Below are 13013 nucleotides of genomic sequence, written 5' to 3' on the forward strand. Positions count from 1 at the left end.
TGCGTAAGTATGGAAAAGAAAGAACTTAAAAAGTTAATTGATGTATCAGCAGGTAGAATACCTGCTGATGTAGTTATAAAAAATTGTAAGGTTGTTGATGTATACAACGGAAGTATTATTGAAGGCGATATTGCAATATGTAATAAGTTAATTGCAGGTGTAGGTAATTACGAAGGAAGAGAAGTAATTGATGGAAAGGGTAAGTATGCAGCACCTGGGTTTATTGATAGTCATATACATATTGAATCATCTTATGTTAGTCCAGAAGAACTTGGAAGACTTATAGTTCCTCATGGGACAACAACTATTATTGCAGATCCACATGAAATAGCTAATGTATGTGGCTTTAAGGGTATCAACTATATGTTAAAGGCAGCAGAAGGAACAGCCCTTGATATTCAAATGATGTTACCTTCTTGTGTTCCAGCTACTCCTTTTGAACATTCTGGAGCTATAATAAATGCAAAAGATATGACTGGGCCTATGAAAGATGATAAGATTCTTGGTTTAGGGGAATTTATGAATTTCCCAGGTGTTGTTTTAGCTGATGATGAGGTATTAAATAAGCTTCTTGTAGCTAAAAATGAAGGTAAAGTTATTGATGGACATAGTCCAGGATTAGTAGGAAATGATCTTAATGCCTATGCTTCAGCTCAAATTAGAACAGACCATGAATGTGCAACAGTTGAAGATATGCATGATAGAATTTCTCGTGGACTTTATGTAATGCTTCGTCAAGGTTCAGCTTGCCATAATCTTAGAACTTTAGCTAAAGGGGTCACTCCTTTTAATAGCAAGCGTTGTATACTTTGTGCAGATGACATGCAACCAAAGACTATTTTGAGTGTTGGTCATTTAGATAATAGCTTAAGAATGTGCATTGAAGAAGGTATTGATCCAATTATAGCAATTCAAATGGCTACTTTAAATGCAGCAGAATGTTATGGATTAGAGGATAGAGGAGCAATTGCACCTGGATTAAGAGCTGATATTGTTATTTTTGATAATCTTAAAGATTTTAATGTAGATAATGTATTAATAGAAGGTAAAGAGGTAGCAGGTAATGGAGAGTATAAGTTACCTATATCACTTCATGATATTTCTGATACAAAGGGAAGCTTCCATGTAAAAGACTTTTCTATAGAAAAGTTAAGACTACCAATTAATTCAGATAAGGCTCATGTTATAAAAATTTTACCTGGTGGAGTAGTTACAAGTAAGGAAATAGTAGCTATTAATCGTGATGAGAATAATGAATTTGTATATAATCCTAATGAAGATGTTGTTAAGGTAGCTGTAGTTGAACGTCATCAAAATACAGGAAATGTAGCAGTTGCTTTATTAAAGGGGTATGGAATAAAAGAAGGAGCGATAGCACTTTCAGTAGCTCATGATTCACATAATATCATAGTAGTAGGAGTAAATGATGAAGATATGGCTTTTGCCGTTGAAGAACTTATTAGCCAAGGTGGAGGAATTATACTTGTAAAAGATAAGGAAGTAGTAGAAAGTATGCCAATGCCAATAGGTGGACTTATGAGCGATAAGAGTGGAGAATGGGTTGATAAAAAACTTATAAGTATACATAAAGTAGCTCATGAAATTCTTAATGTAGATGAAACTGTAGAACCAGTTATGACACTTTGTTTTATGTCTTTAGCAGTTATCCCAGAAATTAAGCTTACAGATATGGGATTGTTTGATGTAACACAATTTAAATTTATATCAATAGAAGCTTAAGAAAAAGCTAAAGAAAAAGTGGGGGAGAAATAAAGATGAACAAAGCAAAAAGGATTATGCCTTTATTTACTACAGGTGATATAGGTGGATTAACATATACATTAACTAATAACATAGTTAATTATCTTATTGTAATAGCAACATTATCAGGAGTACTTGGTTGGCCAGATGAAATAGTTTATGGACGTGTTATTCCAGGGATGTCCATAGGTCTTTTAATAAGTGGTTGTTACTATGCTTATATGGGATATAAGTTAGCTAAGAAAGAAGGAAGAACTGATGTAACAGCATTACCTTCAGGGGTATCTACACCAGCGATGTTTGTAATATTATACGGTGTTATAATGCCACTTCATTATGCATTAGGTGATGCAGAACTTACATGGTCAGCAGCAGTTGTAGCATGTTTTATTGGAGGACTTGTTGAGTTTATTGGTGGATTTATTGGACCATGGATGAAAAAGAGAATACCACGTGCAGCTCTACTTGGAACAGTTGCAGGTATTGGATTTATATGGATGGCTACACAAGGTGTATTTGATGTATTTAGTGATCCTATTGTAGGACTTCCTATTTTACTTGTAGCAATGGTCGGAGTATTTGGTGGATATCTATTTAAGAAGAAGTTTCCACCACTTGTTATTGCAATTATAGGTGGTATAGTTTATGCACTAGTACTTGGACGTACTGAAATAGATTTTTCAGGAATAGGATTATATATACCAAATCCAGCTACATCAATTCAAGCTCTTATAAATGGATTTGCAGTAGTATTACCATACTTAACAATAATAATTCCAATTGAAATTTATAATTTTATAGAAACTATGGATAATGTTGAAGCAGCTAATGCAGCTGGGGATAACTATAGTATAAGAGAAGCTCAATTTGTGGATGGAATTTGTACAATGATTTCTGCAAGTTTTGGAGGAGTTGTACCAAATACAGTTTGGCTTGGACATGCTGGTCTTAAAAAATCTGGTGCAAGAATAGGATTCTCTTGGCTTGGAGGAGTACTTTTAGGAATTGCAGGTTTATTTGGTCTATTTACATTCTTCAGTAAACTAGTACCACCAGCAATTGCAGCGATAACATATCTTTGGTGTTCTGTTGTTATGGTATCACAAGCATTTAAAGATTGTAAGGTAAAGCATTATGCAGCTATTGCAGTAGCTATGGTACCACCAGTAGCAGATTATTTGTTTACTCAAGTTACAGGAGCAGTAGGAATGGCAGACGTTTGGACTGAAACATTACCTTCAGGAGTTGTTGGATATCAAGCAGAAACCGCACAATATTTAATTGATCATGGTGTAATGTGGCGAGGTGTTGCAGAAGTAAAATCAGGTGCTATAATAATTGGAATTATCTTAGGAACGATAACAGTATTTATTATTGATAGAAGATTAGATAAAGTAGCAATAACAGCATTAGCAGCGGCAGCACTTGCATTATTTGGATTTATACATAGTGCAGCATTAGGTTTTTATATAACTTCACCTTTTGTAATTGGATATTTAGTTTTTGCAGCAATAGCATTTATTCTTCATTTAGGAAGAGGAAAATGCTTTGATGCACAAGAAGATTTTGAGTATGTATAAAATTAATATTAATGAGATAGGCTTTAATGCTTATCTCATTATTTTTTAGGAAATTTATCGTAAAAATAAGATGATTATATGTATTAATGATAGAATAAAATATAAGGAATATCAGTAAAAGGGGGATATTATTATGAATGTATGGTCAACAATTTGCTTAGTACTTGCAATAATATTTTTAATAGTCTCAATAGTATTTGCAGTATTAAAAGAAAAAGCAACAATAATAATTAGTGGATTCAATTCATTTTCAAAAGAAAAAAGAGAAAGATACGATAAAAAGAAAATGAGTATAGATATGAGAAACTCATTTTTACTTTGGGCAATAATATTATTTTTAGGGGCAATACTCTCATATTTTATAAGTAACTACTTTGCTATTATAGCAATTATTATTTGGGTAATTCTCTTTATAAAAGATGTTCATATAGATCCAGAAAAGGCGTTTAGAAAATATAGAAAATCTCCTAGAAATTAATTTATATATTATTAGAGTAGTGGACTTAAGGTTTGCTACTTTTTTTATTTATAGAAGTAAAATTAAATGAGGGTGTGTTTATTGTTTATTTATTTTGGTATATAATAATACATAAATAACTTTCTTTTAGGAGGTAAGCTTAATGAAGAATAAAGAAGTTAATTTATATGATGTTTTTACAAATTATTCATATAGCCAATTAAAAGATCTGTTTAAAAAGGCAAAGACAAAAGAAGAACAAGATTTTTATATGACTTTATCTAACTTGGTATTACAAAAAGAACAAGCAAAGATCATAGGTAAATAGTATGAAGACTTATACAATTTTTGCAGGCGTTAATGGTGCCGGAAAAACATCAATATATAAATCTATTTATTACAATGAAAATAAAGATGAAAAAAGAATAAATACTGATGAAATGGTAGCTAGAATTGGATCATGGCGAGATAATAATCTTCAAATGAAATGCGCTAGGGAAGCAGTTAAATTAATAAAACAATATATTTCCAAGGGAATATCATTTAATCAGGAAACAACATTATCTGGTAAAAGTATTATCAGGAATATTAAATTAGCAAAAGAAAATGGATTTTATGTGGCCATGAATTATATAAGTGTAGATAATCCTGAAGTTGCTAAGGAAAGAGTTAGAATTAGAGTTAGTAATGGAGGGCATGGAATACCCGATAATGATATAGAAAGAAGATATTATGATTCATTAAATAATTTAAAGCAAGTCATTGAAATATGTGATGAGATAAATATATATGATAATACAAAAATGTTTAGAGAAGTTATGTATTTTCAAAATGGTGATATTGTATGGACGGATATAAATATACCAGATTGTATAAATAAAATATTAAAAAATAGTTAGTAATACATATTATTACTAACTATTTTTATTTATAAGGTTATGTTTTAAAGTGAAAACATAACCTTATTCTTATTTAATAGCCTTTCTAAATTCCTTATATCCAATTAAAATTACCCAAACATATGCTAAAGTTTTAGGTATCATAAGCATTCCAACAAGCATACTTTCAGATGCCCAAAGCACAACTGGAATATAGAATGCAAATGATAAAAATACAGCTATACCAAGATGTTTATAATCTTTATCATTATGTTTAACTCCAGAGCTATATAAAAGATAAATCATAATAATTCCCATAATTGCAAATGGGATATTTCTGTATATGCCCCAGCTAACTGGTGGATTATTTACAAACCATTCATTTTGAGGGAATAGGCAAAGTACAATTCTAATTCCAGCTAATACATACATTGTTATGTCCAATGTTCTTGTATTTTTAACATCAAATCTAATCTTCCAAATTTTATATAGTATAAGATAGAAAACCGTCATAGTTATTGATGTAACTAGCTTACCAAACCCTAGTGAAGCTGCATGACTCTCTAATCCAGTAGTTAATAAAGCATATATTCTAGGAATTAGATGGAATGCATCACCACATCCTAATACTACTGACATTGTTCCAAAAAGTTTAAAATACTTATTATCTTTTGATTTGATTATCATTATTATTCCTAAAATAATAACTGTAGTTAAATAAACTACGTGAAAAATTGGTTCCATAATTGCTTGCATAAATAATCTCCTTATTAAATTATTTGTGATTAAGCTATTTTTTAGTAATGTTTATTTTTTAGATAGCGCTGTAAGAACATTTTAATAAGTAATTAGTTCTGAAGGGTTGTCTAAAAAATTAACAATGACTTAAAACAGTATTAATTCTGATATTAGTTTATTATGTTTATATTTAACTGGGATAAATTTCATCTTAAATCCATCTTAAATAAATTCATGTTGTTAGAAATATAGTATATATTAAGTATTTCTATGATATAATCTAAAAAAATAAGGGGAATGGGGATATATGAATAGTATTTTTGATAAGTATAAGGTTTTAATAATTGATGATGAACAAGATATTATAGATATTTTAGATACTGTATTAAAAAGGGAAGGTTTTAGTAATATCTTTATAGCTAATAATGGAACAGATGGAATAGAATTATTCAAAAAGGTTAATCCAGATATAGTACTTTTGGACATTATGCTACCTGATATAAGTGGGTATGATGTTTTTAATGAACTAAGAAAATATAGTCAAGCACCAATATTATTTATATCAGCAAAAGCAGAAGAGGTAGATAGACTATTAGGTTTTGCAATTGGTGCTGATGATTACATTACTAAACCTTTTAGTGCTAAAGAAGTAGCATATAGATTAAAGGCAAGGCTCAAAGCTTTTGATAATGTATCTATAAATAAAAATATAAAGGTTAATAGAATTATTAAGTTTGGGGATATTGAAATAAACGAAGAAACAAGTGAAGTATATAAAGGAGGGAAACTTCTAGAGTTTACTGCAAAGGAATTAAAGTTATTAATGTATTTAATTAATAATCCTAATAGAATAATAAGTAAAGAGATGATTTGTAATGAAGTTTGGGGAGAAAATTTCTTTGGGTATGACAACACAATTACAGTTCACATAAGAAAAATTAGAATGAAAATCGAAGATAATCCATCAAAGCCTAAGTATATAACTACAGTAATTGGATTAGGCTATAAGTTTATAATGAATGGGGAGTAATGTATGAAGGGGAAACTTTTGGCTCATTACGCCGTATCATTTATATTAGGATGTTCAATTATTATAATTATAAATATTGCTTTCATGAGAAGTAACATTTATAAAGAAGGAGCATTATACAATTATCATCCAGAAGAGATAATATCAGAATTTAAGGATTATTTATATTTATCAAAGGATAATAAAGTATTAGTTAATAATGATGGAATAAAATTTCTAGAAGAAAATAATGCTGGACTTCAAATATTAGATGAAAATAATAATGAGGTTTATAATTACAAGAAGCCTGATATAGCTCCATCTAACTATTCTAATGTATCACTTATAAATATGTATAATAATGATGATGAAACTTTGTTTTTAGATGAAAAAACTTTAGGAGATACTGTTTATACATATTTATTATTTTTAGATCCTAATGAAGTGAAAAGAGTAAATTATGTTTATGACTCTAAATTAATTGAGAAGGCACATAAATTTCCTACATTAATTGTTATGAATGTAGTTTTAGTATTAATAATAAGCTTTTTATATACCTTAAGGGTGACTAGACCTATAAGTAGAATTGTCGATAAAATATTAGATTTATCTAATGGTATTTATTCAAAGCGAAAAGTAAAGCTTGGAATTTATTATGAGGTAGAAAATTGTTTAAATCAATTAGAAGAAAGACTTCAAAGTAATGAGAAGGAAAGAGAAAAGTTAGAAAATATGAGGGAAGAGTGGATTTCAAACATTTCTCATGATATAAAAACTCCTCTTACTTCAATTATTGGGAATGCAGAAATAATGGAAGACACTGAATATGAAATAGATGATGAAACAATAAAAAAATGCTGCAACACTATAATAAGTAAAAGTGAATATATAAAAACTTTAGTTGAAGATTTAAATTTATCAACACGATTAAAAAATAATGCTTTAGTTTTAAATAAGGAAAAAATAAATATAGTATCCTTAATAAGACATGTTGTAATTTATATTATAAATGATGAAAAATATAGCCATAGCAATATAAGTTTTAATTATTCAGATGAGGAGATATTACTAGAACTAGATGAGCATTTAATAAAAAGAGTATTTGTAAATCTTATAATAAATTCATTTGTTCATAACAGCAATGATGTAAAGATAAATATAAATATACAAAAGCTTGATGATAATAATGTAGATATTTTAGTAGAGGATAATGGCAAAGGAGTATCTGAAGAAGAGTTAAATAATATATTTAAAAGATATTATAGAGGAACAAATACAAGTAGGAATATAGAAGGGTCAGGATTAGGAATGGCTATAGCTTATGACATTGTTAAAGCTCATGGTGGAAACATTTATGCTACAAGTAAACTAGGACAAGGACTGACAATAGATATAAAATTTTAGATAAAGAGAATTGTAACTTAAATTTAAGGTTGCAATTTTTTTTTTTTTAAGCATCTTTTTGTTTAATAAAGTTATTAATTATATATATAGTTATGCTTGGAATTTATATGATGCTGATTACCCAAAAGTGTTTAATTGATAAAACCTTTTTAATGAATTAGATATTGCTCTTAAAGTAGCTAATATTTATTAGAAAAAATTTATATAACAAAATAAAACATCTATTAAGCAAATGAAAAAATCTACTTATATTTTATAAAATATAAGTAGATTTTTTTATTGATTTCTATATTAAAACCAATTATTTTTACTAAAATTAATTTAAGTCTTTATTAGTTTAAGATAAATTTTTAATATTTTAAAAGTAAATATTTATATATTACTCTATAAATTGTAAAATAGGTATGAGAATAAATTAATGATGAGGAAATAAAAATGTTTAATATAATGATAGTTGATGATAATGAACAGTTACAAAATGAAATAGGCAATGTATTAATTAGTAATGGATATTCAGTTATTAAGCCAAAGGATTTTTCAAACATACCTAATTTAGTAAAGGACAGTAATGTTAATCTTATTTTATTAGATATTAATTTACCGCAAAGTGATGGATTTAAAATTTGTACTGAAGTGCGTAGTTTTTCAAAAGTTCCAATTATATTTATAACAAGTAGAGATACAAATATAGATGAGCTTATGGGTATAACATTAGGAGGAGATGACTTTATAACTAAGCCTTATAACATTCAAATTCTTTTAGCAAGAATAGCTTCTCTTTTAAAAAGAGCATATCCTAATGAAAAATCTATGGATGTTATTGAACATAATGGTATAAAGGTTAATGTTTTATCTAGCACTATAGAGTGTAATGGAAAGGCAATTGAGCTTACTAAAAATGAACTTAAAATATTACATTATCTTTTAAATAATAGGGGAAAGATAGTATCTAGAGTAGATATTATGGAGTATTTATGGGATAGTGCTATGTTTGTAAATGATAATACCCTTACTGTCAATATTACAAGGATAAGAAATAAGATTGAGGAAATAGGGATAAAAGATTTTATAAAGACTAAAAGGGGTCAGGGGTATATAGTATGAGTTTAGGTGATTATATAAAGAGTAGAATAAATGTAATATTACTTAATTTTATAGCCTTAATAACGTTAATTGTATTTTTATTTAGTGTAGGTAATACCTTTGATACTATAAAGGTGGTAGCTTTAGTATGGATTACAATATTAACAATTTACTTATTTTTTGAATATAGAAAGAGAAAGGTATATTTTGATGATATCTTAAAATATACAGAAAATTTAGATAAGAAATATTTAATAAGCGAAGTTATTGATATACCACCATATATTGAGGCTGTACCATATTATACTTTATTAAAAAAAGCTAGTAAATCTATGCGTGAAGAGATTAATGATATTAAGAACCAGCGTAAAGATTATAAAGAGTATATTGAAAAGTGGATTCATGAAGTAAAAACCCCTATATCATCAATAAAGCTTATAGAGGAAAATAATAAGACAATGACTTCAAGAATTATATTACAAGAGCTAGAAAGTCTGGATAGATATGTTGAACAAGCACTTTTTTATGCTAGAAGTGAAGAGGTAGAGAAAGATTATCTTATAAAAGAGATATCTTTAGAAGAATGTGTAAATAAGGCTATTATAAAAAATAAACAGATATTTATCTTAAATAGAATAGATATTGAAATAGATAGTTTAGATAGAAATGTTTATTGTGATAGTAAGTGGTTTGAGTTTATAATAAATCAAATAATAGTTAATGCTGTGAAGTATAGAAAGGAAAAAAGCCCAAAGATTAAAATATGTACTGTAAATATTAAAAATGGAATCCAACTTATAATTGAAGACAATGGGTCTGGAATACCTAGCAATGAAATAAGTCGCGTCTTTGAAAAAGGATTTACAGGAAATAAAGGTAGAATAAATAATAATAAATCTACAGGAATAGGCTTATATCTATGTGAAAAGTTATGCAGCAAGTTAGGAATATTAATATCAATAGAATCAGAAGAAAATTTATATACGAGAGTAAAAATTACATTTCCTAAAGGGAGCTTTGTAAATGTAGCCTCTAAAGTTAATTCATAAAATAGATTAGCTTTAGGGGTTATAAAAATTAAGTGACAACATTGTAACATTAAAGTAACATTAAATCGAATTAGATAAGGGGTAAATAATGTACAATTTTATTGAGGTGGTATAAATGGAAAGGGTATTAAAAATAAAAAATATAGAAAAATATTATGGAAGTAAAGGGAATATAATAAAGGCTATTGATGATATAAGCTTTGATGTTTTTAAAGGAGAATTTGTTGGAGTAATGGGGCCCTCAGGATCAGGAAAGACTACTCTTTTAAATACTATAGCAACAATTGATGAAGTTAGTTCAGGAAATATTTATATAGGAGATATGGACTTAACTGAAATAAATCAAAAAGATATAGCTAAGTTTAGAAGAGAAAATTTAGGTTTTATATTTCAAGATTTTAATCTTTTAGATACATTAACTATTCATGAAAATATTGCATTAGCATTGACTATTAATAAGACTAAGAAAAGTGAAATTGATAGAAAAGTGAAAAAGATAGCAAGAGAGCTTGGGATTGAAGATTTGCTTTTAAAATATCCTTATGAGGTATCAGGAGGGCAAAAGCAAAGAACTGCTTGTGCAAGGGCACTTATTACAAATCCAAAACTTATTCTTGCGGATGAACCAACAGGAGCTTTAGATTCAAGATCAGCACAGATGTTAATTGAGATGATTTCAGATTTAAATAAGAAGCTAGAGGCAACTATACTTATGGTAACTCATGATTCTTTTACTGCAAGTTATTGTGAAAGAATTTTATTTATTAAGGATGGAAAGATATTTACTGAATTAGTAAAGGGCAATAATAGTCGAAGACAATTCTTTAATCAAATATTAGATGTAGTTGCATTGTTAGGTGGTGACGTAAGGGATGTACGCTAAATTAGCAATAAGCAATGCAAAGAAATCAATAAAAGATTATTTAATTTATTTTATAACTATAACTTTATGTGTAAGTTTATTTTATGCTTTTACATCTTTATCAAGTTCTAGTTATGAGTTTATAACAGAAGAATCTTATAAATTTGATATGTTAAAGGACATATTAAAGTATTCAACATATATTATTACAGCATTATTAGTTGTTCTTATAGGATATGTAAATAAATATATGATAAGAAGAAGGCAAAGAGAATTTGCAACATATATACTATTAGGGGCAGAACAAAAAAATGTTGCATTGATGTTTTTTATTGAAACATTAATAGTAGGAATATTGGCTATAATATTGGGTATATTTATTGGGACATTATTTTCTCAAGTAGTTACAGCTTTAGTTCTTATTACAGCAAAGCAAGAGATTGTATTTACTTTAAAGTTATACATGGATACAGTTACCTTAACATTTATATTTTTTGTATCTATGTTTTGTATAATAGGTCTTTATAATATTAAGGTTCTTAAAAAAGTTAAACTTATCAATATGCTTAATGCAGAAAAGAAAACAGAGTTTCAACTTAAGAGATGTGGTAAAGTTTATGGAAGCATATCTATTATATCAACAATATTATATGTAATTGCTGGATATTGTACTTATAAGCTTATAAAAGCAATTGACAATCCAGAGCTTATAAAAGGAAGTGAACAAGCATTTATAATAGTATCTTTAGTTACTTTCATTTTAGGAACATATGCATTGTTTTATTCTTTAGGTTATATAATTATATTTATTAAAAATAGGTGGATAGGATTTAGATACGAAAATACTAATTTATTTTTAATTGGATCAATTGTATCAAAAATAAAAACAGCACCTATTTTGATGGCAACTATATCATTAACCTTTTTAGGTGCAGCAATAAGTTTTAGTTTAACACTTTTAATGTCTGAGTGGAGTTTAGGATACTTAGATTATAGAATTCCTTTTGATATTAGTATTTCAAATGAATATAGTGTACCAGGACGTTTTAGTATAACAGATATAGATGATATTCCTAATATAGACTACGGGGAGATAGTTGAGTATTTAAATGAAGATAATTATAATATTAGTGAATATTGTGAGGTTAATAAATACTTTATAGAGAAAGAAGATTTTTATAAAAGAGAAAAAAGAGATATGCCTATACTAGCTGTTAAATTAAGTGAATTTAATAAATTAAGAAATATGTTAGGGTATGAAAAGGTAAATTTAAAAAATGATGAATTTACTATGCAATGGGCTAAGAGAATACCAAAAGAAGAAGTTGATAAATTTATTAATTCAAATTCTAATTTTAAGGTTAGTAATAAAAGCTTAAGTATTAGTAATACACCTTATTATACTGAATCTCTTGGAGAAGACATTTATAATTTCTATACAAATGCTATCATTATTTTACCGGATGAAATATGTAAAGATTTAATTGTAGCTAGTACTGATTTTTATGCAAATACTAAAAAGGATATGAGTTATGATAATGCTATATCATTTGAAAATGATTACGTACAGAAATGGATTAATAATGAGTATGGAGAATTGGCAAGTAAGTATGATGATGATGGATATGATGATTACTCATATTTTGTTTATGCAAGCACAAAAGTAGCAGAAGTTAGTGAAATATTAAATGCAACATTAGCAATGAGAATACTCGGAATATATTTAGGTATAGTTTTACTTATGATAAGCTTAACAGTACTTGCTTTGCAACAACTTGCAGATTCAATAGAGCATAAAGACAGGTTTAATGTTCTTAAAAAGTTAGGTGTAGAGGAAAAGGAAATAAGTAATATAATTTTAAAGCAAATATCTATATATTTTATTATTCCAATATTGGTAGCAATAATTGGGTTTATAATATTTATATATAATTATGCTGTTATATTTAACAGTGAAATAAGTGCATATATAGGAGAGAAAGGTTTTATATTAAATATAAGAATAGCCTTAGTGTTAATAGTTAGTATCTATGTGGCCTATTTTATAGCTACCTACTATACATTTAAGAGAAATATTAAATGTTAGAAATATACAATAATAAAACGTAAAAGCTCATTTAGATATTATGCTAAGAACTTTTCAATTAATCTAATGAATTCGATTATTAAAAAGGGGAAAAAGAATTACTTTG

The 13013-nt window shown here is 27.5% G+C and carries 12 protein-coding genes; 11 read left to right on the forward strand and 1 reads right to left on the reverse strand.

What is annotated here, in order from left to right:
* Positions 1-9: 9 nt before the first annotated feature.
* The 5 genes from ade (at position 10) to JOC62_RS01840 (ending at position 4697) form a co-directional block, all read left to right on the forward strand.
* Positions 10-1740, forward strand: coding sequence for an adenine deaminase (gene ade / locus JOC62_RS01820; protein ID WP_204593445.1), 1731 nt, complete (start codon positions 10-12; stop codon positions 1738-1740).
* A gap of 35 nt (positions 1741-1775) precedes the next feature.
* Positions 1776-3341, forward strand: coding sequence for a xanthine/uracil/vitamin C permease (locus JOC62_RS01825; RefSeq protein ID WP_204593446.1), 1566 nt, complete (start codon positions 1776-1778; stop codon positions 3339-3341).
* A 133-nt stretch (positions 3342-3474) separates the two neighbouring features.
* A complete protein-coding gene (locus JOC62_RS01830; protein ID WP_204593447.1) occupies positions 3475-3819 on the forward strand; it encodes a DUF3784 domain-containing protein in 345 nt (114 codons plus the stop codon).
* Positions 3820-3961: 142 nt separating this feature from the next.
* On the forward strand, positions 3962-4126 hold the full coding sequence (locus JOC62_RS01835; RefSeq protein ID WP_204593448.1) for a hypothetical protein: 165 nt from the start codon (positions 3962-3964) through the stop codon (positions 4124-4126).
* Between the two features lies 1 nt (position 4127).
* The gene (locus JOC62_RS01840; RefSeq protein WP_204593449.1) at positions 4128-4697 is read left to right on the forward strand and encodes an ATPase; all 570 of its coding nucleotides are present in this window, start codon (positions 4128-4130) and stop codon (positions 4695-4697) included.
* A gap of 69 nt (positions 4698-4766) precedes the next feature.
* On the opposite strand, the gene JOC62_RS01845 is transcribed toward JOC62_RS01840, so the two are convergent.
* The gene (locus JOC62_RS01845; protein WP_204593450.1) at positions 4767-5432 is read right to left on the reverse strand and encodes a hypothetical protein; all 666 of its coding nucleotides are present in this window, start codon (positions 5430-5432) and stop codon (positions 4767-4769) included.
* 289 nt (positions 5433-5721) lie between these two features.
* Here JOC62_RS01845 and JOC62_RS01850 point away from each other — a divergent pair, with 289 nt between their 5' ends.
* The 6 genes from JOC62_RS01850 (at position 5722) to JOC62_RS01875 (ending at position 12907) form a co-directional block, all read left to right on the forward strand.
* Positions 5722-6444: a response regulator transcription factor gene (locus JOC62_RS01850; protein WP_204593451.1), complete on the forward strand. Its 723-nt coding sequence runs from the start codon at positions 5722-5724 to the stop codon at positions 6442-6444.
* Between the two features lie 3 nt (positions 6445-6447).
* Positions 6448-7827: a sensor histidine kinase gene (locus JOC62_RS01855; protein WP_204593452.1), complete on the forward strand. Its 1380-nt coding sequence runs from the start codon at positions 6448-6450 to the stop codon at positions 7825-7827.
* A 435-nt stretch (positions 7828-8262) separates the two neighbouring features.
* Positions 8263-8931, forward strand: a complete 669-nt coding sequence (locus JOC62_RS01860; protein WP_204593453.1) for a response regulator transcription factor — start codon at positions 8263-8265, stop codon at positions 8929-8931.
* Positions 8928-9959, forward strand: a complete 1032-nt coding sequence (locus tag JOC62_RS01865) for a sensor histidine kinase (protein ID WP_204593454.1) — start codon at positions 8928-8930, stop codon at positions 9957-9959. Before JOC62_RS01860 ends, JOC62_RS01865 begins: the two co-directional genes overlap by 4 nt.
* Before the next feature lie 115 nt (positions 9960-10074).
* Entirely contained in the window at positions 10075-10842 is a 768-nt protein-coding gene (locus JOC62_RS01870) for an ABC transporter ATP-binding protein (RefSeq protein WP_204593455.1), read from the forward strand.
* Positions 10832-12907, forward strand: coding sequence for an FtsX-like permease family protein (locus tag JOC62_RS01875; RefSeq protein WP_204593456.1), 2076 nt, complete (start codon positions 10832-10834; stop codon positions 12905-12907). The genes JOC62_RS01870 and JOC62_RS01875 overlap by 11 nt, the downstream gene beginning before the upstream one ends.
* Positions 12908-13013: the final 106 nt, after the last annotated feature.

The organism is Clostridium sardiniense (assembly GCF_016907995.1).
Classification (GTDB): Bacteria; Bacillota; Clostridia; order Clostridiales; family Clostridiaceae; genus Clostridium; species Clostridium sardiniense.